Raw genomic sequence first — 23,740 nt, 5'->3', positions numbered from 1 at the left:
GGTTCGGCCACAAAAGATTGAAGCGGATAGCGGGATGAAGCTCCCAATTAAACGCAAAATTCCAATCTTTCAAATTCCAAATTCCAAAACCGGATGCGATTCGCTCCCCTCAGACCGGCAGTCTGCCTCTATATATAGTGTATAATATAAAAACCCGACAGGTTTTCAAAACCTGTCGGGTTGTCACCGAGACTTACTCTTATATATAGTATAATTTAAAAACTATACATTATATGTATTACTCATTCAAAGCATCTATTACTTCTTTTGTAATTTGAATGCTTTTTAGTTTTGCTTGGTGATCGAAGATTGAGCTTGTCACCATTAGCTCATCTATTCGGGCATAATCAATAAACTTTCTCAAATCGGTTACTAGCTGCTCTTTGTTTCCTGTAAAGGTTCCTGCTGTCATTTGATTGACATGGAAACGTTCCTGTTCATTCATGATGTCATCTAATGATGGAACTGGCGGCTGTAATCCTTTGCGATCATTTCTAATTAGGTTTAGGAACATTTGATACAAACTTGTCGATAGCAATTCTGCTTCTTCATTTGTATCTGCTGCAATGATATTAACACAAGCCATTGTTTTTGGTTTGTCTAAATATTCTGAAGGCTGAAAATTTTCTCTATAAAATTCGAATGCCTGAATCATTAGTTTTGGCGCGAAGTGTCCAGCAAAAGCATAAGGTAACCCATAAGCTGCTGCTAAAGCCGCACTATCCATACTTGAACCTAAAATCCAGATTGGCACATTTAGTCCTTCAGCTGGAAATGCACGAACTTTTCCTGTGGCATTTTCAGAAGAAAAATATTCTTGAAGTTTACTTACGTTTTGCGGAAATCGCTGTGCTTGCTCAAAAAAGTCTTTTCGAATCGCTTCTGCAGTTGGCTGATCTGTTCCTGGTGCTCTTCCTAAACCTAAATCGATTCGGTTTGGATAAAGTGTTTCCAATGTTCCAAATTGTTCTGCCACTACTAAAGGCGAATGATTTGGAAGCATGATTCCGCCAGAACCTACACGGATATTTTGGGTTTGACTTGCCACGTAACCAATTAAAACCACAGTTGCCGTACTTGCAACATGTGCCATATTATGGTGTTCTGCCAACCAGATTCTTTTATATCCTAGTTTATCAGCTAATTGCGCTATGTCTTTTGTTTTTTGGAATGTTTCTGTTGCGTTACTATCTTGGGTGATAATCGCAAGCTCTAATATTGAGACTGAAATTGGTTTTTTCATATAAATTAAGGCTAAAATGCAAAATTAACCCATTTATGCGAATGCCTTTTGTTTTCTAGTGTTAATAGAATTATAATATTCTAAAGTCATTCAAAATAGCTAATTTTTAATAATTAATTATCGTTTTAAAATAATTAATTATACATTTGCAATATCAATTTAATTTCTCATTGTATGAAGACTACTCATATTGTTTCCAGAATATTATTTTATTTCACCCGATTCTTGTCTATAATTTATTTTTTCTTGGCTGCTTATTCGGTTTTTACTTTAGTGACAGGGCTATTTCTAACATTTAAAGATAACGGAAAGTATTTTCAGGTTTGTTACCCGTTTACTACTCATCCTTTAATGTTGGGTGATTATAATCTACCGTACATTCTTTTTGATTTTTTGGCTCCGCTTAGTCTTTATGGACTTTTCTTTTTACTGAGCAGTAATGTCTTTAAGGTCTTCTTTCAGCCAAAATTGTTTACTCAAAATGGAGTTGTACATTTAAAACGTTTTTATATATCCAATTTATTCATTCCGAGTATCGTTATACTTTTTGCTTTCTTCTTTGTTCCTTTAGATAATGAAGTGGCACTTTTTATCATATTGCATGGAATGCTTGGCGCTTTTGCTTATTTTTTAGCTGCCATTTTTAAACAAGGTTTAAACCTTCAAAACGAACAAGACTTATTTATATAACTATGCCAATAATTGTAAATGTTGATGTAATGCTTGCCAAACGCAAGATGCAGAGTAAAGAATTGGCAGAGAAATTAGATATAACACCTGCTAATTTATCGATTCTAAAAACTGGAAAAGCAAAAGGCATTCGATTTGATACTCTCGAAGCGATTTGCAAAATACTAGACTGCCAGCCTGGTGATATTTTAGAATATGTAAGCGAGTAGCTTTCTTTTAAATCAAATTTTCTGAACATAAAAATCGGCTTTTTGAGGCCGACTGGACTTTTATTGCCTAAAATTTTCAAATCATCATTTATATAATCATCAAAAATCAATCAAAAAATGAACAGTTTATCTATCAAAAATCTCAGCAAAACGTATGAGAACGGCACGCAGGCGATTGACCATTTATCGCTTGAAATTTCAAACGGCATGTTTGGTTTATTGGGTCCGAATGGCGCTGGAAAATCGACTTTAATGCGAACAATTGCTGCTTTGCAGGAACCAACTTCTGGGGTTATCGAGTTTAACGGAATTAATATTCTCGAAAACCCAATGTTTATAAGAGAAAATCTCGGATATCTTCCGCAGGAATTTGGCGTTTATCCAAAAATTTCTGCTTATCGTCTATTGGATCATTTGGCAGTTTTGAAAGGAATCGTCAATAAGAAAGAACGTCACGATCAGATTTTGTATTTGCTGCATCAAACTAATTTATTACAGCATAAAGACAAAGCGGTTCATTCTTTTTCTGGCGGAATGCGTCAGCGCTTTGGAATTGCACAGGCTTTATTGGGAAATCCGAAGATTATTATTGTAGATGAACCTACTGCTGGACTTGATCCTGAGGAAAGAAACCGTTTCAATAATCTTTTGAGTGAAATTGGCGAAAGCATTATTGTAGTTCTATCGACTCATATTGTAGAAGATGTTCGCGATTTATGTCCAAAAATGGCAATTATCTCCAACGGAAAATTGATTTTGGAAGGGAAACCAAATGAAGCAATCGATTCTTTGAAAGATAAAATTTGGATGAAAGCGGTTCAGAAAACAGAACTGAAAGAGCATCAATCGAAATTCAACATCATTTCGTCCAACTTAAATTCAGGGAAAATCAATATTCACGTTTTCTCCCATCAACGCCCAGATTCTGGTTTTGAATTGACTTCTCCAGATTTAAGCGATGTTTACTTTAATATTTTATCTCAAAATCAACTTAAAAAATAACGTTATGCTTTCTAAATTAATTCCATTTGAATGGCATAGCAATACCAGAAGCTGGACTTTTTATGCCACATTTATTATTTATTTGGTTTTAGGATTTTTTGTGAGTGCTTTTGCTAACTTTTCGTTTTCGGGTGCTTATAAAAATAGTCCGTTTGTACTGACTTACGCGATTGGTTTGATATCGTTAATGACTATTTTCTCCACCACGCTTCAAGTTGCACAGCATTTTTTAAAAGAATATGAAACCAAATTTGATTCAATAATCTTCTCTACTCCTATTTCTAAATTTTATTTTTTAGGAAGTAAATTTATCACGTCCTTTATAATTGCCGTTTCTTCATTTGGAATGTTTATTATCGGAATGATTATCGGGCATCAAATGTCGTGGATTCCTAAAAGCGAGATTGGTCCCTTTGAAATTCTAAATTACATCTGGCCTTATTTGGTTATCGTTGTTCCCAACCTATTTTTATGCCTTTCGATTCTTGCAACTCTTTCTTGGTTTACACGAAGTAAACTTTTTGTTTATGTTGGCGGCTTATTCATCTACATATTATATATAGCAGGGTCGATTTTTTCAAATTCGCCTTTATTTGCAAATGCTTCTCCGTCTTCCGCGAAAGCGATGTCTTTGGCAGCAAAAATAGATCCGTTTGGTTTGGCCGCTTTTTTGGAACAAACGAGATATTGGACATCGATAGAAAAAAACACACAACTACTTACGCTTTCAGGAAACTTTTTATTCAATCGAATCCTGTGGACTTGTGTTTCTTTTCTTCTAATTTTTGTTTCGTATAAATTGTTTTCATTTCGAAAAACAAAAACTAAAAAGATAAAATCGGTTAAAGTCAGTAAAAAAGAGACACAAATGTTTTCTACTGCAATTCCAAAACAGCTTGAATTTAAAACTTCCAAGCATAATTGGGCTGTTTTTAAAAGCAATTTGAAAATGGATATTTATTTGGTTTTAAAAGGAATTCCATTTTTACTGATTGTTCTTCTGTTTTCGGGATTATTAATGATTGAGATTTCAGATGAAATTGACGGAGGAATTAGACTGGCAGAAAAAATCACCGACACAGCTTTGATGATTTCTACAATTATGGATCGTTTGCCTTTCATCTTGATTCTGATAACTCTTTTTTATAGTAGTGAATTATTGAATCGAAGCGAAAATTCGAGATTTGAAATGCTTGAAAATACAGCACCGTATTCTCAGTTTGTTGTTTTGCTTTCGAAATTGACAGCACTTTTTATGATTCCATTGATCTTAATTGGAATTAGCATTTTTATTGGAATTGCTTTTCAAATCATACATGCAAATGCACCGATTGAAGCCGGACTTTACTTTTCAATGTTTTACTATATCGGATTTCCATTGTTTTTGATTTCGATTTTGATAATCGCAATTCAGACTTTCATCAAAAACAAATATTTAGGATTGGGAATTTCTGCATTTATTGTTCTCTTATTTTGTACTGGAATTGGAGAACAATTAGGAATTTCGCATCCGTTATTTCGATTCGGAGATTCTTTTAAAAGAGAATATTTTGATTTGAATGGTTTCGGAAGTTATACTTTTCCGTTTCATATTTCAATGCTCTACAATTTAGGTCTTGCTTTGATGTTGCTCACATTGACTGGAATTTTATGGAAACGAAATTCTACTATTCTAAAAGCTATTCGTAGAAATTCATTTAATACTATTCAAAAAACAACTTTTGCTTTTGGAAGTATTCTTTTCATTGCTTTTGGAAGTTATCTTTTTTATAAAACTAATATTGAATATCCGTATTTGACCAAAGATGACGTTAACAATTGGAGCGAACATTACGAAAAGCGATTCAAAAAATATGTCAATCTAGCGCAACCATCAATTATTTCTGTAAAAAGCAAAGTTGATTTATTTCCTGAAGAGAATCGTTATGAAGTAAAAGGCACTTATGAATTGATCAATAATTCTGAAAAAACAATCGATAGTTTACTCCTATATATAGATCGAAATTCGAAACTGACTTCTGTTGAAATTGAGAATGCGAAAAATCTAGATGATGTTTCTGAATTTCAGCATTATTGGTATCGATTAGAAAAACCATTAGAACCTCACCAGAAAATAAAAATGAGTTTTTCTTTTACCTCAACTTGGTCGCCGTTTAAAGGTCATACTGCATTTAATTCTATCATTGAAAATGGTTCGTTTATGCGAATAAGCCGTTATTTTCCAACTTTTGGTTATCAGGAATCGAATGAAATCGGCAGTGAAAAAGAACGGGCAAAAAGGCATTTGAAACCGCAGACTCCGCTTAAGAAACTTGAAGACAAATCGAAAACAACAAATGATTTTGTTGATTATGATGCTGTGGTTTCGACTTCTAAAAATCAAACGGCAATTGGTGTCGGAGATTTAATCGGGAACTGGAAAAAAGAAGATCGAAATTATTTTCATTATAAATCAAATGGAAAGATTCCTTTTCGATTTGCTTTTTCTTCTGCCGAATATGAAATTCAAAAAACAAATTATAAAGGCATTTCTATTGAAGTTTTTTATGATAAAAGACATTCGAGAAACGTTGCAAAACTAATTCAGAATGTAAAAAATACTTTAGATTATTGCCAAAACAATTTTGGAAAATATCCATACAAAACGATTCGTTATGCTGAAGTTTCTGCTTTCGCGGATGGATTTGCTGCGACTTCGTATCCGTCCACAGTTTTTATGAAAGAGAATTTCGGGTTTTACAGCAACTTGAATAATCGCGATAAAGAAGATATTATCAATCAATTAACAGCTCATGAATTGTCGCACGAATGGTGGGGAAATTCGCAAATCAGTCCCGAACAAAAAGAAGGAAGCTGGATTTTAACCGAAACTCTAGCACAGTATACTGAATTGATGTTATACGAAAAAGAACATGGTTTGGAAAAAGCCTTAGAAACTTTAAAAATTCATCTGGATTTGTATTTGAGCAGTCGAAGTTATGAACCCGAAACTCCTTTATATAAAACAAATTACGAAACTCCACATTTACCTTATGATAAAGGAATGCTGGTTATGCATCAGCTAAGAGTTTTAATTGGAGAAGAAAAAGTAAATCTGGCCTTACATAATTTCTTGAGTCATTATAAATATCCTAACCCAATTCCAGATTCTGAAGATTTATTGAAAGAGATTTATTTGGTTACAGATTCTAAACTCTATCCAAAACTGGATGAAATGTTTAAAAAGATTATTACTTATTCTTCTAAGATTTCTAAAGTTGAAAGTGTGAAAAAGAATAATTTATATGAAATCTCCTTTAAAACTGATTCTGAAAAATATATTGAAAATGCTACGGGAGTTCGAAAGCAAATTGACAATGATAAAACAATTGATATTGGAATTTATGATGAAAACGGAAAGTTATTTCGCTACACATTTCCAATCAAAAACAATTTAATTGAAGGCAAAATTAAAATCAAAAACAAACCTCAACGAATTGTTATTGATCCTCTTTTAATGAATATCGATACTTTTATAAAGGACAACGAAAAGGAAATTGATTAGTTTTTTTGCCACTAATTACACGAATTTCCACTAATTATTTTTTTTGTCACAGATTAAAAGGATTAGAAAGGATTTTTTCTTTAGTAAAATGAATCCTTGAAATCCTTTAATCTGTGGCTATATTTTTTATTTTAATTGAATGAAAATCTGCTTATGAGTTGTTTTACCGTCATCTTTAATTTTCAAATCTTTATTCGATTCGATTTCAAATTTTGATGGAGTTTCTACATTTAATGAAATATCGCGATTTCTAAAACTTTCTGGAATTTCTGGAAGCTGAATTGTAACCGTTACTTCTTTATTTTTCTGCTGAAAATCGACTTTAATTCTGTCTCTTAACCAAATGTATTCGTAGACTTCCTGCCATGGCGCCATCCAGATTGAATCGTTTCCTTTTAATCCGTATTTATTGGCAAGCGTAGTCATGTAATATTTGAATTCAGGAAAACGCATGCTTAGATTCCACAAGTTTGTATTTCCCGTTCCGTGTGTGAATTCGTTAAACCAAACCGGATCTTTTTGTTTTACAATAGAATCTATCGTTTTTAAATAGTTATCCATCGTTTTAAAACTTGTTGTGTCTTTTGAACTCTGCACAAAAGTTCTGGCAGAAATCATTTTATCTAAATCTACTTTTGAATCAACTTTAAAAACTGGCCCAACACCATAATAAGATGCTACCGAAAAATGTCCGTTATTAAGTGCTTCCTTTTCATATTCCAAATAATATTTCTCATCACCTTCTCCACCTGGAACCACAAAATGAGACATCGTAAAATCTAGATTTTGCTGTATTGAAACTGTATTTTCAGTTACTTCTGTTTTGTAGTTTGTTCCATGTTTGGTAGCGTGATGAAAACCGTGATTCAAAATATCCCAACCAGCATTGTACATTTCTTTTACTTCTTTCCACGAAAGATGTCCGCGATTTTCTAACAAATCACGAATTGAACCTCCATTTATCGCTAAAGCCAATTTAAACGGAATTTTATTTCCCATTCCGTCCGAATAGAAAAGCCCTTCTGAAACTGTTCCGTCTCCGCCTTGATCGATTTTCCATTCGTTAATGGATGAATTACTTATTTTTCCTCCATTCAATAATGGAAACGCAGTTAAATAAGCCGATCTGTAGCCATCATCAAGCGTAAAACTATAGGCTAAATGTTTGTTATATTTTAAAGGAGAAACGGCAATTTTTACCTTATCAGCCGATTTCATTTTTATTTTGAATGAAATATTTTTCGGTTTTGAAGAATCTTTTTGAATAATTCCGTTTGAAAAGCCATTAAAGCTTCCGAAAATTGTGGCAGCGATTATAAATAGAATTCGTTTTGACATAAATTTTATTGGTTCTTTTGCGATCTAAAAGTACATTTCTTTTTGAAAAAATATTTTAAAACTGATTCTGTCTTTAAAAATAATTTGTTCTGAATCAAAAAAGAGAAGTAATTTTAAACCTAAATTTGTACATCGAATACCAAATTCGGTTTTAGCTTATCTGCAAAATGACACACAAAATTTTAATTATAGACGACGAAGAAAAACTGAGAAGTCTGCTCGCGAGAATTATAAAATCGGAAGGATTTGAAGTTTTTGAAGCCAAAGATTTAAAATCGGGTTTTAAGAAACTGGAACAAACCGAAATTGATGTCGTTTTATGCGATGTAAAACTTCCTGACGGAAACGGCGTTGATTTTCTTCAAAACATAAAAAACAGTTTTCCTTTAACAGAAGTTATTCTGCTGACTGCTTTCGGAAATATTCCTGACGGCGTTCAAGCGATGAAAAATGGCGCTTTTGATTATATTGTAAAAGGTGATGATAATGATAAAATTATTCCGCTTCTCTATAAAGCTGTCGAAAAAGTGCATTTGCAAAAAAAAGTGCAACAGCTTGAAAAACGAATCAATGATAAATATTCTTTCAATACCATAATTGGAAAATCAAAAGGAATCGAACAAGTTATTGATTTGGCTCAAAAAGTAGCCAAAACCGATTCGACTGTTTTACTTATGGGCGAAACGGGAACCGGAAAAGAGGTTTTTGCACAGGCAATTCACGAAAACAGTAATCGTGTTGGGAAATCTTTTGTGGCATTAAACTGCAGTACTTTCACCAAAGAAATTTTAGAAAGCGAACTTTTCGGTCATAAACAAGGTGCTTTTACAGGAGCTATAAAAGATAAAAAAGGTTTTATTGAAGAAGCCAATGGCGGAACTTTATTTCTAGATGAAATTGGCGAAATGCCAATTGATCTTCAGGCCAAATTATTGCGTGTTTTAGAAACCAGCGAATATATTCCCATTGGAGACACAACTCCAAAAAAATCAAATTTCAGATTAATTGCAGCTACGAACCGAGATTTAAAAACAGAAAGCGACGAACATCGTTTCCGTTCTGATTTGTATTTCCGTTTGAATATTTTCGAAATCAAATTGCCTTCTTTGCGAGAAAGAATCAAAGATATTCCGCTATTGGCGAATTATTACGTGAAGCAATTTTCAGAAAAAACGAATAAAAAAGATTTACAGATTGCTGATGATTTTTTACAAAAACTGGAAAACTATTCTTGGCCAGGAAATATCCGCGAACTCAAAAATGTTATTGAAAGATCGGTTATTTTGAGCAATGGAAATATTTTGAGCGCAGATGTTCTTCCTTATGAAATGCAATATCAAACTGAAAACAATTCGAAACCACTTTCGGCTTTCTCCATGCAAAGTGTTGAGAAATTGCATATCCAAAAGGTTTTAAATTATACTAAAGGCAATAAGGCTGAAACGGCTAGATTATTAGAAATTGGAATTGCGACTTTGTATAGAAAGTTGGAAGAATATGGGATTGAAAATTCCAAAATTTAAATTCCAAATTCCAATATCAATAGGGGGATATCAATGTAAATTTCAACATCAATTTTTAAAGCTTCAGAGAAGCAACATACTTATAGCAAAATTTTTAACCGCATTGATTAAAAGCTCCAGAGGAGCGACACCCACACAATCTAAAAAAACATGTCGCCCCGCTGGGGTTCTGGTAAATGTGAATACACCATTCTATAAATATTTCGCTCCTCCGGAGCTTGACAATAACATATCAAAACGAGAAAAGCTTATCAAAATGATAGGCTTTTTTTATGCCTAATTTTTGGCACACAACTACATTCCTTTTATTCACAACACTTTAAACACAACCTGATTTTTTCGGAACATCTTTTGGCATAAAGAGGAAGAACATTAAAAATTCATTCCAAATGAAAAATCAAGTAACCTCAATCTACAAACAAGCCGAACGGTTTGCTGAGATAACCAAAAAATCTATTATATCTGGCAATATCGTAAGAGCGAAAAAATGTCTGGCTCTTGCAGAACGCCTATTCATCACCGGAAGTATCGAAACTAAAAATGCCATTTCTAATGTGTATGTTTTTTCAGTTTCGTCTTTTATGGAAATGCGCCACTGTAATATTTCACATCTTTTCCCTCAAACGCTTAAAGCAGAATATACCAAACAGGTTAATACTTCGGGAGTATAACGTTTAATCGGTTAACTGTTTAATTGTTTAATTGTTTAATTGTTTAATCGAAAAAATCTAAAGTCTACAATCTAAAATCTAAAATAATCATGGTCACAATCCTCCTTCTCGCTTTAGCAGTTTTACTGTTTGCGATTTGTTTTCTGTCAGTTGAATTCTTTGAAAAAATCTAAATCATGACTGCACTATTTATTGTTTCAATTGCCGTTTTCGTGTATTTGATTTATGTATTAATCAAACCCGAAAAATTTTAAAATGAAAAAGTCAAATTATAAAAATAAAAAGACATCTCTATTGTATGCATGTGCTGTCTGGACATTAGCCTTTATCGTACTTATCCTGTTTTTATAAAAATCTAAAAATTAAATAATTTCTAACAAATAAAATATGAACACAGAATTAATAGGTGTCATAGGTATTTTTATCCTTACCATTATTTTAGCTATTCCGGTAGGGAAATATATTGCTAAAGTTTTTACGGGAAACAAAACACTTCTTGACCCGATTTTCAATCCGATTGAAAAATTTATTTTTAAAATCAGCGGTATTAATCCAGCCGAAGAAATGAACTGGAAACAGCACTTAAAAGCACTTTTGAGTATCAATATGGCTTGGTTCTTCCTCTGCTTTTTTATCTTACTTTTTCAAGGTTCTTTGCCTTTAAATCCAGATAATAACCCGTCAATGACACCCGATTTAGCTTTTAACACTGCTATTTCATTTTTAGTCAATTGCGATTTGCAGCATTATTCAGGCGAAAGCGGGGTTTCTTACTTATCGCAAATGGTCTTGATGTTTTTACAATTTGTTTCTGCTGGTGTTGGAATCGCCGCTGCTGCAATGGTTTTTACCGCAATGAAAGAAAGAACCACAGACAAACTGGGGAATTTCTACAATTATTTTGTAAAAAGCTGTACTCGAATTTTATTGCCACTTTCAGTAATTGTTGCTACTGCTTTAGTTTTCAGTGGAACTCCGATGACTTTTGAAGGCAAAGATGCTATTACAACTTTGCAAGGTGACCATGTTGAGGTTTCTCGCGGACCAGCTGCTGCTTTCATCGCTATTAAACATATTGGTACAAACGGCGGTGGATTCTTTGGAGCTAATTCTACTCACCCATTAGAAAACCCAACTTATTTTACCAATGCTGTTGAACTTTGGGCGCAAATGATTGTTCCGTTTGCGATGATTTTTGCACTTGGATTTTTCCTTAACAAGAGAAAATTCTCTTACATCATTTTTGGTGTCATGACAGTTGGATTTTTACTTCTTGTGATTCCGACAATCTCCAGCGAAATCAATGGGAATCCTGCTATTGCAAAAATGGGAATCGCACAAACAACTGGAGCTATGGAAGGGAAAGAAGTTCGTTTTGGTCCAGCAATTTCAGGTTTCTGGAGTATTGCTACAACCGTAATTTCTACAGGATCGGTAAACAGCATGCATGATAGCGCAATGCCAATTTCTGGAGCAATGCAGTTATTAGCGATGATGGTTAATGCCTTTTACGGCGGATGTGGTGTCGGATACCTCAACTTTTACATTTTCATTATTCTAGCTGTATTTATTTCTGGTTTAATGGTTGGCCGAACTCCTGAATTTTTAGGAAAGAAAATCGAAGCTCGGGAAGTCAAAATTGCTGCTTTTATTGCCATTCTTCATCCATTATTGATTTTGGCAGGAACAGCTTTGGCTTCTTATTTTGCTGCGAATGATACCGCAATGGGCTATTGGTTTAGCGGAAATGCAACAGGTTGGTTAAACAATCCTGGCAATCACGGATTCTCAGAAATGTTATACGAATATACTTCGAGCGCTGCCAACAACGGTTCTGGTTTTGAAGGATTAGGAGATAATAATCCGTTTTGGAATATCACTACTGGAATTGTATTACTACTAAGCCGTTTTATTCCAATTATTGGTCCACTAGCAATTGCAGGTTTACTGGCAGGTAAAAAATACATTCCAGAGAGCGCAGGAACTTTAAAAACTGATACCTCAATTTTTGGAATAATGATTTTTGCTGTGATTGCAATTATTGCCGCTTTATCGTTCTTCCCAGCACTGGCACTTGGACCTTTAGCGGAATTCTTCACTTTAAAATAACAATTCATTTTTCAATGCTGAAAACATTTTAAACACATAGAAACATAGTCTTTTCTTTACCTAAAAAAGAAAATCAAAAGAAACTAGTTTCTAACACATAGCTATGTGTGTTGATGCAAGTGAAACGCCTTTCTCTCAAAGTAAAAATCTATGTTTCTATGTGTTTAAAAACTATTCAGCCAATTAAACAACAAAAAAAATGACAACTAATAAATCCACATCATTGTTTGAAAGTAAACAGGTAAAAGAAGCCTTAGTGCAATCTTTTGTGAAGCTGAATCCAAAAATGATGGTTAAAAATCCGGTAATGTTTACCGTAGAAATTGGAACTGCAATTATGTTTGCCGTTTGCGTTTCGATCTTAATGGGCGCTAACGATCAGGGAAGTTTTATTTATAACTTAATTGTTTTTTTAATTTTACTTGCAACGCTTTTATTTGCCAATTTCGCTGAAGCTATTGCCGAAGCAAGAGGAAAAGCACAAGCTGACAGTTTGCGTAAAACTCGTGAAGAAACTCCAGCGAGACAGATTCTGCCAAACGGAGAAATTAAAAAAGTGAGTTCTTCCGCATTAAAAAAAGACGACATCTTCATTTGTGAAGCGGGTGATTTAATTGCTGCTGATGGAGAAATCATCGAAGGTTTGGCTACTATTGACGAAAGTGCCATTACAGGAGAAAGTGCTCCAGTAATTCGTGAAGCGGGCGGAGATAAATCTTCGGTTACAGGAGGAACAAAAGTGCTGTCTGATAAAATTAAAGTAAAAGTAACTTCTGAACCTGGTGAAAGTTTCTTAGACAAAATGATTGCCTTGGTTGAAGGTGCAAGCCGCCAGAAAACACCAAACGAAATCGCTTTGACCATTTTGTTAGCTGCTTTTACGTTAATCTTCATCATTGTGTGCGTTACCTTAAAACCGTTTGCAGACTATGCCAATGCTCCTATTACTATCGCTGCTTTCATTGCTTTGTTTGTATGTTTGATTCCTACCACAATTGGAGGTCTGCTTTCTGCAATTGGTATTGCAGGAATGGACAGAGCTTTACGAGCTAACGTAATTACAAAATCTGGTAAAGCAGTTGAAACTGCTGGAGATATTGACGTTTTACTTTTGGATAAAACAGGAACTATAACAATCGGAAATAGAAAAGCAACTAATTTTTATCCCACAAAAGGAATCACTTTTGATGATTTTGTTAAATCGGCTGTTTTGAGTTCACTTGCCGATGATACCCCTGAAGGGAAAAGTATTTTAGAGTTAAGTGAAATGATTGATGTGAAAAGTGAAACAAAAGCAAGTTTCTTAAAGACTACTTCTGATATTTCACACACTATAAAATTTACTGCCGAAACCAGAACTTCTGGAGTCGTATTAAAAGACGGAACCAACATTCGAAAAGGAGCGCAAGATGCTGCAAAAAACATTGCGCAACAAGCTGGAAATTCTTTCCCTGAAGATACAGCACAGCAAGTAATTTCTATTTCGTCTAACGGAGGAACACCATTAGTTGTAATCAAAAACAATGAAATTCAAGGTGTTATTGAACTTCAGGATATTATTAAAACTGGAATGAAAGAACGTTTTGAGCGTTTACGCCGAATGGGAATCAAAACAGTTATGGTTACTGGCGATAATCCGCTGACAGCGAAATTTATTGCCGAAGCTGCTGGTGTTGATGATTTTATTGCTGAAGCTAAGCCTGAAGATAAAATGAACTACATCAGAAAAGAACAAGCTGAAGGTCGTTTGGTTGCCATGATGGGAGACGGAACAAATGATGCTCCTGCCCTTGCGCAAGCGAATGTTGGAGTTGCAATGAACAGTGGAACTCAAGCGGCAAAAGAAGCCGGAAATATGGTCGATCTTGATAATGACCCAACGAAACTAATTGAAATTGTTGAAATTGGAAAACAACTTTTAATGACTCGAGGAACGTTGACAACTTTCTCAATCGCCAATGATGTTGCCAAATATTTTGCGATTGTTCCTGCATTGTTTATTACTGCGATTCCTGCGCTTCAAGGTTTAAATATTATGCACTTGCACAGTCCAGAAAGTGCGATTTTATCAGCTGTAATTTTCAACGCGATTATCATTCCGATTTTGATTCCGCTGGCATTGAAAGGTGTTGAATATCGTCCGATTGGGGCAAGTGCCATTCTAAAACGTAATCTTTTGATTTATGGTCTTGGCGGATTGATTGTTCCTTTTATCGGAATCAAACTGATTGACGTAATTGTTGCCTTATTTATGTAAACAAAAGGTGCTAAGGTTCTGAGATACTAAGTTTTTTTTCCTCAGAACCTCAGAACCTCAGAACCTTAGAACCTTAGAACCTCTAAAAATAAAAAAAATGAAATCTATATTCTCAATACTAAAACTTACTGCGGTTACTTTTATTTTACTAGCCGTTATTTATCCTCTAGCCATTTATGCAATTGCACAAGTGGCTCCAAATCAAGGAAAAGGAGAAACTATTTCTGTTAAGGGAAAAGTTGTCGGTTATCAAAAAATCGGACAGAAGTTCGATAAATCAAATTATTTCTGGGGAAGACCTTCGGCTGTTGATTACAATGCTGCGGGAAGTGCAGGAAGCAATAAAGGCCCAAGCAACGCTGAATATTTAGCTTTGGTTCAAAAAAGAATTGATACCCTTTTATTGGTTCATCCGTACTTGAAAAAATCTGATATTCCTGCCGATATGGTTACGGCTTCTGGAAGCGGTTTAGATCCAAATGTTTCTCCACAAGGTGCTTTGATCCAAGTGAAACGTGTGGCTAAAGAACGAAAACTGGATGAAGCTAAAGTAAAAGCTTTGGTAGAATCTAAAATTAATTCGGCTGTTGTTGGACCTGAAACGGTTAATGTTCTGGAATTGAATGTGGCTGTAGATTCGCTTCGCTAGAAAAGGTTCTGATCCCGAAGCTTCGGGACTGAGTTGCTAAGGTTTTAAGATTTTTATCCTAACAGGTTTTAGAAACCTGTTAGGTATGAAAAATCTGTATCAAGTATTATCATGAAGTAACCGTGTAGTTTGTCATCCTGAGGAACGAAGGATCACACGAGAAACTCCGTCCGCATGATCACCAATCTTTGTCGAGCTTCTAGTGTGATCCTTCGTTCCTCAGGATGACAAACTGTGGCGAGAATTGGAATCGAAAAACTAAAATTATAATAATACCTACAAGGTTTTGAAAACCTTGCAGGAAACAAAAACGCCTTTTTACCCCAAATGCCCTAGCCCCGATAGTAGTGGAAATCCTTTTGTGCCGGGGTTCGGCACAAAAGATTGAAACGGATAGCGGGAAATAGCTCCTAAAAAATCTACTAAACAAATAATAGAATACCACAATGAAAAAAATAATACTTACTGCTTTAATCGCTTTTGGTTTTAGCAATTTACACGCACAAGAAGAATCTAAAAGTCCGTTTACGTTTTCTGGATATATAGATGTTTATTACAGTTATGATTTCGCGAAACCAGAAAATCATACAAAACCAGGATTTTTTTACAATTATAATCGAAGCAATGAAGTAAACCTGAATTTAGGTCTGGCGAAAGTGAATTATTCGAAGGGAAATGTTCGAGCAAATTTAGCACTGATGGCGGGAACTTATACGCAATATAATACGTCGGCTGAACAGGATTTACTACAGAATGTTTATGAAGCGAATGTAGGTGTGAAGATTTCTCAAAAACATGATTTATGGATTGATGCAGGAATTATGCCTTCGCATATTGGTTTTGAAAGTGCGATTGGAAAAGACTGTCAGACTTTAACCCGAAGCATTTTGGCTGAGAATTCGCCTTATTATGAAGCAGGAGTTAAAATTGGCTATACTTCTGATTCTGGAAAATGGTATTTGGCGGCAATGTATTTGAACGGCTGGCAGAGAATTCAGAAAATTGACGGTAATCAAACACCTGCATTTGGAACTCAAGTTACGTACAAACCATCTGATCGGGTTGTTTTAAACTGGAGTACATATATTGGAAACGAACAACCTGATGTAGATAAAAAATGGCGTTATTTTAATAATTTCTATGGACAATTTAAAGTGGCTGAAAAAGTAAATTTGACAACTGGTTTTGATATTGGTTCACAGCAATCGGCAAAAAACAGTAACAAATACGATACTTGGTTTTCGCCAGTCTTGATTCTGCAATACAAACCAACTGATAAAATTCAGCTTGCAGCTCGAGGAGAATATTATAGCGACGAAAAAGGCGTGATTATCTCAACTGAAACTCCAAACGGATTTAAAACTTACGGTTTTTCAGCTAACTTTGATTACCTAGTAACTGATAATGTTATGTTTAGAATTGAAGCGAGAAATCTTTCAAGCAAGGATGAAATTTTCACAAATAAAGACAATCTTCCAACGGATACGAATACGTTTGTGACAACTTCATTGGCTATTAGTTTCTAGAAATACTTTTGCCACAGATTTCACAGATTAAAAGGATTTTTTTTCGCCACGAATTACACAAATTTTCGCTAATTTTTATTAAATATAATTCGTGAAAATTCGTGTAATTCGTGGCAGATAAATCAACACAGAGCCATTCAAATAATCTTTCTAATCTTTCTAATCTGTGGCTTAAAAAAAACTTTGTGACTTAGCGCCTTCGTGGCAAAAAATATGGAAAACGAAAATAACAACGCACAGCATTTTCTCGATTTAATTCAGAAGTCTCGGAAAGGAAAATTTAAAATCTACATTGGGATGAGCGCCGGTGTGGGCAAAACTTTTCGTATGCTTCAGGAAGCGCATTCGTTATTGAAAAACGGAATCGATGTAAAAATTGGCTACATCGAAACGCACATGCGGAAGGAAACGCATGAGTTATTGGCGGGTTTGCCGATTATTCCGAGGCGGACTATTTTTTATAAAGGAAAAGAACTCGATGAGCTCGATGTTCAGGCTATCATCAACCTTAGACCAGAAGTGGTTATTGTTGATGAATTGGCGCATACAAATGTTGAGGGAAGCAAAAACGAAAAACGCTGGCAGGATGTTCTGGAGATTTTGGATGCAGGAATTAATGTGATTTCGGCGGTTAATATCCAGCATATTGAGAGTTTAAACGAAGATGTAAAACGTATTACAAATATTGATGTTCAGGAGCGAATTCCCGACAATGTTTTACGTTTGGCTGATGAGGTTGTAAATATTGATTTAACTTCAGAAGATTTGATTGCCCGTCTCAAAGAAGGAAAAATTTATACGGCAGATAAAATTCCGACTGCTTTGGCGAACTTTTTTAAATCGGAACAAATTCTGCAATTGCGTGAATTGGCTTTGAAAGAAGTGGCAAGTCAGGTAGTTCGAAAAGTAGAAAGTGAAGTCCCGAATCTGCATGCTTTGCGACATGAAAAGCTTTTAGCCTGCATTAGCAGTAATGAAAAAACGGCTAAAATCATTATTAGAAAAGCAGCAAGATTAGCCAGTTATTACAACGGATCGTGGTATGTTTTGTATGTCGAAACGCCAAAAGAAAGCAGTAACAGAATTGCACTCGACAAACAAAGACATTTAATTAATAACTTTAAACTCGCTGTGCAATTAGGCGCTGAGGTTATTAAATTGGAAAATTCAAATATTACAGATGCTATTTTAAAAACGGTAGAGCAAAAACAAATTACAACTGTCTGTATCGGAAAACCACATTTTAATTTGTTTAAAGTAATTTTGTCTACAACAATTTTCAGACGTTTGCTAAACAAATTGTCTTTGTCAAACGTTGATCTTGTAATACTGTCGTAATTTTTCTAACCATTAAGATATTAAGAAAATAAAGGCTATACTTAATTTTCTCTTTGTAAGCTTCATTAAGTTCAAAGCTTAATTTCCTTAATATCTTAATGGTTCAAATAAAAAAAACTTGTTTTTAAATAAACGTCATGAGAATTAAAACCAAATTGAATCTGGGTGTTGGATTATTATTTTTAATGATCATCATTCTCTCATTAGTGAGTGCTTATTCTGTTTTTCTGATTAAGCAGGACACTGAAAACATTCTGAAATCCAATTACAATACGCTGGAATATTCCAGAAATATGATTTTTGCTTTGGATGGAATGAAATCGGGTTCAACAGAAACGATTCAGAGTTTCGAGGAAAATCTCGAAAAACAGACTCAAAACATTACTGAACCAGGCGAAAAACAAGCTACTGAAAAGCTGAAAGCCAGTTTTGCCCTTTTAGCCAAAAACAATGCAGATGAAACTGTAAAAGTGCAAATCCGTCAAGACATTTTTGCGATTATGAAGCTAAATCTTGACGCCATAAAACAGAAAAGCGATATTGCTAAGCATTCAGCTGAAACGGCTAATTTGTCGATTGCCATTGTAGGATCTTTATGCTTTTTGATTGCGTTTAATTTATTAGTTAATCTACCTAATAATATTGCGAATCCAATTAGGGAATTAACGCTGAGTATTAAAGAAATTGCGAATAAAAATTATTCTGAAAGAGTTCATTTTACAAGCCATAGCGAATTTGGAGATCTTGCGAAATCATTCAATACGATGGCACAAAAACTCGAAGAATATCATGACAGCAATGTTTATAAACTTCTTTTTGAGAAAAAACGACTGGAAACCCTGATTAATAATATGAACGACCCGATTATTGGTTTGGATAATGAAGAAATTGTTTTGTTTGTGAATGATGAAGCACTGAAAATTATCGGTCTAAAATCGGAAGATATTATTGGAAAACCTGCATCTGAATTAGCCGTTTCTAATGATTTGATTCGTTCATTGATTCTGAAAGAAAGTGAAACTCCGAAAAAACAGCCTCTCAAAATTTTTGCTCATGGAAAAGAAAGTTATTTCGAAAAAGAGATTCACAACATAACGATAACACCAACTGGCGAAGAAAAAGAAATTAATATCGGCGATGTGATTATTCTGCGAAATATTACGCTCTTTAAAGAATTAGATTTTGCTAAAACGAATTTCATTGCCACCGTTTCACACGAATTAAAAACGCCAATTGCTTCAATAAAATTAAGTCTCCAATTGCTTGAAAATGGAAAAACGGGCGATATGAATGACGATCAGAAACAACTGGTTGAAAGTATAAAAGAAGACAGTCAGCGCTTATTGAAAATTACAGGCGAATTACTGAATTTATCGCAATTGGAAACTGGAAATATTCAGCTGAATATCGGTAAAAGCAATCCACATGAAATTGTGAAATATGCTGTTGAAGCAGTAAAGGTTCAGGCAGACCAAAAACAGATTCAGTTGGTTGTTGACGCCCATGAAAACCTCAAAAATGTAAAAGCCGATGCCGAAAAAACAGGCTGGGTTTTGATTAATTTTTTATCGAATGCCATCAGATATTCGTCTGAAAAAAGTACGGTTCTCATTAAATTAAAAGAAGAAAATAATCAAATGGTTTTTCAGGTTATTGACACCGGAAAAGGAATTGATACACGGTACAAAGACAGGGTTTTTGATAAATATTTTCAAGTTCCAGGAAGTCAGAAATCTGGAACGGGATTGGGCTTGGCAATTAGCAAAGAATTTATTGAAGCGCAAAATGGAAGTGTTGGTGTAGAAAGTAATCTCGGATTGGGCAGTACTTTTTGGTTTACACTGAAAGTGTAAAGTTTTACCGATCTGATTTAAAGATTCATTTTTACAACTATCTAAATTATTTTAAAAAAAAATAAAACAATTCTTATAAAATTTAAAAAAATATAATATATTTATAATTGAATTTTGTCTTTAATTAATATTCACTTAAGGTTCAATTAAGCACAAAATACTAGGTTCAAAACATTCGTTAATTTGTAAAATATAACAGCCAAAAAAATGTTCTACAAAGCGATTTCCCTTCTATTTTTTTTCGGATTCTTTTCTGCCAATGCGCAGCAAAATGATTCCATTGCAAAAATTGACAGTACGTCAAATAATTTGAAATTCAATTACAAACAGCTAATTATTCCATCGGTTTTGATTGGGTACGGCGTTATTGGAATTGGAAATGATCAACTTTTAAGTTTCAACCACCAAATAAGGGATGAAGTTAAAGAAGATATTGACGAAAAAATCACAATTGATGACTTCTCTCAATATGCGCCTGCTGCCTCTGTTTATGCTTTGAATGCTTTTGGCGTAGAAGGGAAAAATAATATGCGTGATCGTTCGGTCATATTTGCAACTTCGTATATCATTATGGCAACAACGGTTTTAAGCTTAAAATCGATTGTTCATGAAGAAAGACCAGATGGAAGTTCTAATAATTCTTTTCCTTCTGGGCATACTGCAACTGCTTTTGCCGGAGCAGAATTTTTATATCAAGAATACAAAGACAAATCGATTTGGTACGGAATTGCAGGTTATGCCGTTGCAACTGGAACTGGACTTTTCAGAATTTACAACAACCGCCATTGGCTAACTGATGTCGCGGCTGGAGCAGGAATCGGGATTTTGAGTACCAAAATTGCTTATTGGATTAATCCGTATATCACAAAAAAACTATTCAAATCATCAGCCGAAAATAAATCAACTTCTATGATAATGCCTTTCTATAATGGACAGCAATATGGATTGGGATTTGCGAAGGTCTTTTAGTTTTTTTATAGCCACGAAAGCACTAAGTAGTAACTTTTTTAAAAGCCACAGATTTCACAGATTAAAAAAAATTTTGAATCGCTTTGTGTAAATTTATTAGCCACGAATTCACGAATTATTTTAAATTAAAATTCGTGAATTCATGGCGGATTTTTTTCTTCGAAATTATAACTTCATTTCCATAATCGGCATGAATCTATTTTTTATTGAAGTTTCAAATTCTCCGATTTTTGTAAATCCAATTTTCTGGTAAAATTGTTCTGCATTTGGTTCTGAGTCCAAAATAATTTTTTGGCATTTTTCATTTCGCATTCTTTCCAAAAAATCATTCATTAAATAAGAACCAAATCCTTTTCCTATATATTCAGGTAAAATAAATAAATTGTCCAATTTTACCTGATTCTCTTCTAATTTCAAATAAGAATAATATCCAATTATTTGATTTTCAACAACTAAATTACAAACATTATTCTTTTCAATATAATCTGCCGTTACAGTTAGATTATTATTCCATTTTTCAATTTGTTCTTCAGAATATCCCCAGTAGGCTTTTGACCTTTTGGTGATTTCTGTTAGTAGAATATGATCTTCAGTTGTGGCTTTTAGGATATTCATTTATATCTTATTTTCATCTAATCAATAAAGTTAAGTAGTTTATTCTTAACAACATTCATGAAAAATATTAAAAAATATTTGCGTAACTCAAAAGTTACATATACATTTGCGTAACCTTAAAGTTACTTAAATATGAAAACAGAAATTAACCACAAATGGTTTTACAGCCAAGCTCCTGAAGAAATTTGGATGTATCTTACAGAGCCAGAATTAATTGCCCAATGGATTATGCCAAATGATTTTAAACTTCTCTTAGGGCATCATTTTACATTTCGCACCAATCCTATTCCAAGTTTAAATCTTGATGGAATTTTTCATTGCAAAATACTAGAAATTGTTCCTTTGAAAAAGCTTGTTTACAGCTGGAAAGGCGGACCGGGAAATAATGAAACGATCTTTGACACTATTGTCGAATGGACTCTGGAAAAGAAAGATAATGGTACCGAATTACGTCTTCTTCATACTGGATTTAAAGAAGAAAATGTTTCTATCCTAACTGGAATGACAGAAGGCTGGTTGAAAAAAATGGAAAAAATCGAGAATCTTTTAAACGAAAAATAATGTCATTACCTAATCTTGATGCCTTACAAGTAATTGCAGATCCGAGCCGTAGACAGATTCTGCAATTGCTTACCCAAGAAACGTATAACATAAACGCTTTGGCTGAAAATTTTGATATGAGCCGCCCTGCTGTTTCAAAGCATATTAAAATATTGCAACAAGCAGGTTTTATCTCTATTCAGGAAATTGGGAGGGAACGTCATTGTGTTTTAAATCAAAAAGGATTTAATGATGTTAAAGCGCTTATTAGTCATTTTGACCAGTTCTGGGAAAATAAACTTAGCAAACTGGAAACTATTCTGAACAAAAAGAAAGATTGATCAAAATATTAGAATTATGCAAAAGGAAATATTATTTGGTCTTTTAGATCAAAACCGCAAAGGCTGTCAGGCCACTTTTAAAAACATTACGGAAGAAAACGCTACTTTTCGATTGACTGAAAAAACAGCTTCGGTTGGATTTATTTACCAACATATAGGAGAAACCGCAAATATTTTAGGACAGGCTTTCGGAACTGAAACGAATGTTGAAAACACTACAATTGGGCAATCAGATACTGGAAACAAATATGACCTTGAAACCAGTCATCAGCTTATTGAACAAGGTTATCAAATGTTGGAAAATACCATAAAAAAATCTTTAGATAGCGATTGGTTCGAAGAAATTGAAGCTCCTTTTTTTGGGAAAATTCAAAAACTTAAATTATTTTCTATCATTCTTTTTCACAATTCACATCATTGCGGGCAAATTGCATCGGCGATTGTGAAGGGGAATTAAATAAGTTATTTTTCGCCACAAATTCACCAATTTTGATTTAAAATAATTCGTGAATTTGTGGCGAAAAAAATATTACGTATTCGAAGTATTATTCTTAATCTCTCGAACTTCCCTTTTCAATTCTAAAAGCAAATCTTTCATTGCTCCAGTTTCCGTAGTTTCTTGTTTTTTATCCGAACGGCCAATGTTGCATTCGTATTCCCATATTTCCAAAATATCAGAAGCCTTCACTTCATAATTTGGATAAAAACTATTATCGGATTCTAAAACCAAAGCGTTTTTTTTGTTTTTATTGAGACGCTTATAAACCATTCCTTCATTTTTAGTAATAAGAATATAGGTTTTGCCATCCATCACCTCTCCTAGCTTTTCCACATAACGGCCAATGATGATAGAACCATCTTCGTGTGGAGGCATAGAATCGCCTTCTACAGGAAATCCGCGATGTTTTCCAGGTCCCAAGAAAGGAAGTGTAATCTGCTGTAAACTTTCAATATATTCTGGATCAGCATATCCGTTTAGGTAACCTGCTTTTGCTTTTTGAGATACAATTTCGATATAATTTTCTCCAAAACTATCCACTTGAATTGGCAAAATAAGTCGGTTGCCTTCTAGTTTTATCAAATTTTGCACATCGATTTTACGTATATCGACAGATAATATCAAGTCAATACTCATATGAAAATATAATGCAATCTTCTTTAAAATATCGTACGGTGCTTCTGAAGTTCCGTCTTCGTATTTCACATATCTTCCTCGGGTAATACTCAGGTTTTCAGCTAATTTTTCCTGAGATATTTTATGCTTAACCCTTAATGCTCTGATGTTGTCTGAAAATAAGGACATAATAAATTTGTTATAATTTG

The 23,740-nt window shown here is 34.0% G+C and carries 21 protein-coding genes; 17 read left to right on the top strand and 4 right to left on the bottom strand.

The features are described from left to right. Nucleotides 1-238: 238 nt before the first annotated feature. On the bottom strand, nucleotides 239-1,243 hold the full coding sequence (locus DMA14_RS00815; RefSeq protein ID WP_111422374.1) for an LLM class flavin-dependent oxidoreductase: 1,005 nt from the start codon (nucleotides 1,241-1,243) through the stop codon (nucleotides 239-241). A 174-nt stretch (nucleotides 1,244-1,417) separates the two neighbouring features. On the opposite strand from DMA14_RS00815, the gene DMA14_RS00810 reads away from it, so the two are divergent. The 4 genes from DMA14_RS00810 (at nucleotide 1,418) to DMA14_RS00795 (ending at nucleotide 6,688) form a co-directional block, all read left to right on the top strand. After that, nucleotides 1,418-1,933, top strand: a complete 516-nt coding sequence (locus DMA14_RS00810) for a DUF2975 domain-containing protein (protein WP_111422372.1) — start codon at nucleotides 1,418-1,420, stop codon at nucleotides 1,931-1,933. Between the two features lie 2 nt (nucleotides 1,934-1,935). Further along, nucleotides 1,936-2,142: a helix-turn-helix domain-containing protein gene (locus DMA14_RS00805; protein WP_008466864.1), complete on the top strand. Its 207-nt coding sequence runs from the start codon at nucleotides 1,936-1,938 to the stop codon at nucleotides 2,140-2,142. Nucleotides 2,143-2,259: 117 nt separating this feature from the next. Next, nucleotides 2,260-3,144 carry an ABC transporter ATP-binding protein gene (locus tag DMA14_RS00800; RefSeq protein ID WP_111422370.1) on the top strand — a complete coding sequence of 295 codons (885 nt, stop codon included), beginning with the start codon at nucleotides 2,260-2,262 and terminating at the stop codon, nucleotides 3,142-3,144. A 4-nt stretch (nucleotides 3,145-3,148) separates the two neighbouring features. Further along, the gene (locus DMA14_RS00795) at nucleotides 3,149-6,688 is read left to right on the top strand and encodes an ABC transporter permease/M1 family aminopeptidase (protein WP_238989899.1); all 3,540 of its coding nucleotides are present in this window, start codon (nucleotides 3,149-3,151) and stop codon (nucleotides 6,686-6,688) included. Between the two features lie 126 nt (nucleotides 6,689-6,814). Here DMA14_RS00795 and DMA14_RS00790 read toward each other — a convergent pair whose 3' ends face one another. Then, complete coding sequence (locus DMA14_RS00790; RefSeq protein ID WP_111422367.1) at nucleotides 6,815-8,026, bottom strand: polysaccharide deacetylase family protein; 1,212 nt, start codon at nucleotides 8,024-8,026, stop codon at nucleotides 6,815-6,817. Nucleotides 8,027-8,193: 167 nt separating this feature from the next. On the opposite strand from DMA14_RS00790, the gene DMA14_RS00785 reads away from it, so the two are divergent. From DMA14_RS00785 to DMA14_RS00735, 10 genes are all read left to right on the top strand, one after another. Further along, a complete protein-coding gene (locus tag DMA14_RS00785; RefSeq protein WP_111422366.1) occupies nucleotides 8,194-9,549 on the top strand; it encodes a sigma-54-dependent transcriptional regulator in 1,356 nt (451 codons plus the stop codon). 389 nt (nucleotides 9,550-9,938) lie between these two features. Then, entirely contained in the window at nucleotides 9,939-10,220 is a 282-nt protein-coding gene (locus DMA14_RS00775; protein WP_111422362.1) for a DUF7674 family protein, read from the top strand. Between the two features lie 176 nt (nucleotides 10,221-10,396). Beyond that, on the top strand, nucleotides 10,397-10,474 hold the full coding sequence (gene kdpF / locus DMA14_RS00770) for a K(+)-transporting ATPase subunit F (protein ID WP_073418200.1): 78 nt from the start codon (nucleotides 10,397-10,399) through the stop codon (nucleotides 10,472-10,474). A 133-nt stretch (nucleotides 10,475-10,607) separates the two neighbouring features. Next, nucleotides 10,608-12,329 (top strand): potassium-transporting ATPase subunit KdpA, encoded by a 1,722-nt coding sequence (kdpA, locus tag DMA14_RS00765; RefSeq protein WP_111422361.1) that lies wholly within the window; start codon nucleotides 10,608-10,610, stop codon nucleotides 12,327-12,329. A 199-nt stretch (nucleotides 12,330-12,528) separates the two neighbouring features. After that, nucleotides 12,529-14,586, top strand: coding sequence for a potassium-transporting ATPase subunit KdpB (gene kdpB, locus DMA14_RS00760; protein ID WP_111422359.1), 2,058 nt, complete (start codon nucleotides 12,529-12,531; stop codon nucleotides 14,584-14,586). A gap of 97 nt (nucleotides 14,587-14,683) precedes the next feature. Continuing rightward, nucleotides 14,684-15,235 carry a K(+)-transporting ATPase subunit C gene (locus DMA14_RS00755; protein WP_111422358.1) on the top strand — a complete coding sequence of 184 codons (552 nt, stop codon included), beginning with the start codon at nucleotides 14,684-14,686 and terminating at the stop codon, nucleotides 15,233-15,235. Nucleotides 15,236-15,681: 446 nt separating this feature from the next. After that, nucleotides 15,682-16,761: a porin gene (locus DMA14_RS00750; protein ID WP_111422356.1), complete on the top strand. Its 1,080-nt coding sequence runs from the start codon at nucleotides 15,682-15,684 to the stop codon at nucleotides 16,759-16,761. Nucleotides 16,762-16,974: 213 nt separating this feature from the next. Next, a complete protein-coding gene (locus DMA14_RS00745) occupies nucleotides 16,975-18,099 on the top strand; it encodes a sensor protein KdpD (RefSeq protein ID WP_111422354.1) in 1,125 nt (374 codons plus the stop codon). 137 nt (nucleotides 18,100-18,236) lie between these two features. Beyond that, nucleotides 18,237-19,952, top strand: a complete 1,716-nt coding sequence (locus DMA14_RS00740) for an ATP-binding protein (protein ID WP_111422352.1) — start codon at nucleotides 18,237-18,239, stop codon at nucleotides 19,950-19,952. A gap of 207 nt (nucleotides 19,953-20,159) precedes the next feature. Next, entirely contained in the window at nucleotides 20,160-20,921 is a 762-nt protein-coding gene (locus DMA14_RS00735; protein ID WP_111422350.1) for a phosphatase PAP2 family protein, read from the top strand. A 165-nt stretch (nucleotides 20,922-21,086) separates the two neighbouring features. Here the strand turns inward: DMA14_RS00735 and DMA14_RS00730 are convergent, their stop codons facing one another. Continuing rightward, nucleotides 21,087-21,536, bottom strand: a complete 450-nt coding sequence (locus DMA14_RS00730) for a GNAT family N-acetyltransferase (RefSeq protein WP_111422348.1) — start codon at nucleotides 21,534-21,536, stop codon at nucleotides 21,087-21,089. A 132-nt stretch (nucleotides 21,537-21,668) separates the two neighbouring features. On the opposite strand from DMA14_RS00730, the gene DMA14_RS00725 reads away from it, so the two are divergent. Genes DMA14_RS00725 through DMA14_RS00715 form a run of 3 tightly spaced genes read left to right on the top strand, consistent with a single transcriptional unit; the run spans nucleotide 21,669 to nucleotide 22,874 of the window. After that, complete coding sequence (locus tag DMA14_RS00725) at nucleotides 21,669-22,097, top strand: SRPBCC family protein (protein ID WP_111422346.1); 429 nt, start codon at nucleotides 21,669-21,671, stop codon at nucleotides 22,095-22,097. Beyond that, entirely contained in the window at nucleotides 22,097-22,417 is a 321-nt protein-coding gene (locus DMA14_RS00720) for an ArsR/SmtB family transcription factor (protein ID WP_111422344.1), read from the top strand. Before DMA14_RS00725 ends, DMA14_RS00720 begins: the two co-directional genes overlap by 1 nt. 16 nt (nucleotides 22,418-22,433) lie before the next feature. Then, nucleotides 22,434-22,874 carry a DinB family protein gene (locus DMA14_RS00715; protein ID WP_111422342.1) on the top strand — a complete coding sequence of 147 codons (441 nt, stop codon included), beginning with the start codon at nucleotides 22,434-22,436 and terminating at the stop codon, nucleotides 22,872-22,874. A gap of 72 nt (nucleotides 22,875-22,946) precedes the next feature. On the opposite strand, the gene DMA14_RS00710 is transcribed toward DMA14_RS00715, so the two are convergent. Next, on the bottom strand, nucleotides 22,947-23,720 hold the full coding sequence (locus DMA14_RS00710) for an XRE family transcriptional regulator (RefSeq protein WP_111422340.1): 774 nt from the start codon (nucleotides 23,718-23,720) through the stop codon (nucleotides 22,947-22,949). Nucleotides 23,721-23,740 lie beyond the last annotated feature (20 nt).

The sequence above is a fragment of the Flavobacterium sharifuzzamanii genome (assembly GCF_003254585.1).
Taxonomy (GTDB): domain Bacteria; phylum Bacteroidota; class Bacteroidia; order Flavobacteriales; family Flavobacteriaceae; genus Flavobacterium; species Flavobacterium sharifuzzamanii.
This window is presented reverse-complemented; position numbering and strand designations above follow the sequence as displayed.

Excerpts from the sequence above, each read along its gene's own strand:
- DMA14_RS00815 (WP_111422374.1), bottom strand. The coding sequence starts at position 1,243 with ATGAAAAAACCAATTTCAGTCTCAATATTAGAGCTTGCGATTATCACC.
- DMA14_RS00785 (WP_111422366.1), top strand. The coding sequence starts at position 8,194 with ATGACACACAAAATTTTAATTATAGACGACGAAGAAAAACTGAGAAGT.
- DMA14_RS00750 (WP_111422356.1), top strand. The coding sequence starts at position 15,682 with ATGAAAAAAATAATACTTACTGCTTTAATCGCTTTTGGTTTTAGCAAT.
- DMA14_RS00790 (WP_111422367.1), bottom strand. The coding sequence starts at position 8,026 with ATGTCAAAACGAATTCTATTTATAATCGCTGCCACAATTTTCGGAAGC.
- DMA14_RS00715 (WP_111422342.1), top strand. The coding sequence starts at position 22,434 with ATGCAAAAGGAAATATTATTTGGTCTTTTAGATCAAAACCGCAAAGGC.
- kdpA (WP_111422361.1), top strand. The coding sequence starts at position 10,608 with ATGAACACAGAATTAATAGGTGTCATAGGTATTTTTATCCTTACCATT.
- DMA14_RS00775 (WP_111422362.1), top strand. The coding sequence starts at position 9,939 with ATGAAAAATCAAGTAACCTCAATCTACAAACAAGCCGAACGGTTTGCT.
- DMA14_RS00810 (WP_111422372.1), top strand. The coding sequence starts at position 1,418 with ATGAAGACTACTCATATTGTTTCCAGAATATTATTTTATTTCACCCGA.
- kdpF (WP_073418200.1), top strand. The coding sequence starts at position 10,397 with ATGACTGCACTATTTATTGTTTCAATTGCCGTTTTCGTGTATTTGATT.
- DMA14_RS00800 (WP_111422370.1), top strand. The coding sequence starts at position 2,260 with ATGAACAGTTTATCTATCAAAAATCTCAGCAAAACGTATGAGAACGGC.
- DMA14_RS00720 (WP_111422344.1), top strand. The coding sequence starts at position 22,097 with ATGTCATTACCTAATCTTGATGCCTTACAAGTAATTGCAGATCCGAGC.
- DMA14_RS00795 (WP_238989899.1), top strand. The coding sequence starts at position 3,149 with ATGCTTTCTAAATTAATTCCATTTGAATGGCATAGCAATACCAGAAGC.
- DMA14_RS00740 (WP_111422352.1), top strand. The coding sequence starts at position 18,237 with ATGAGAATTAAAACCAAATTGAATCTGGGTGTTGGATTATTATTTTTA.
- DMA14_RS00730 (WP_111422348.1), bottom strand. The coding sequence starts at position 21,536 with ATGAATATCCTAAAAGCCACAACTGAAGATCATATTCTACTAACAGAA.
- DMA14_RS00735 (WP_111422350.1), top strand. The coding sequence starts at position 20,160 with ATGTTCTACAAAGCGATTTCCCTTCTATTTTTTTTCGGATTCTTTTCT.
- DMA14_RS00725 (WP_111422346.1), top strand. The coding sequence starts at position 21,669 with ATGAAAACAGAAATTAACCACAAATGGTTTTACAGCCAAGCTCCTGAA.
- DMA14_RS00755 (WP_111422358.1), top strand. The coding sequence starts at position 14,684 with ATGAAATCTATATTCTCAATACTAAAACTTACTGCGGTTACTTTTATT.
- kdpB (WP_111422359.1), top strand. The coding sequence starts at position 12,529 with ATGACAACTAATAAATCCACATCATTGTTTGAAAGTAAACAGGTAAAA.
- DMA14_RS00805 (WP_008466864.1), top strand. The coding sequence starts at position 1,936 with ATGCCAATAATTGTAAATGTTGATGTAATGCTTGCCAAACGCAAGATG.
- DMA14_RS00710 (WP_111422340.1), bottom strand. The coding sequence starts at position 23,720 with ATGTCCTTATTTTCAGACAACATCAGAGCATTAAGGGTTAAGCATAAA.
- DMA14_RS00745 (WP_111422354.1), top strand. The coding sequence starts at position 16,975 with ATGGAAAACGAAAATAACAACGCACAGCATTTTCTCGATTTAATTCAG.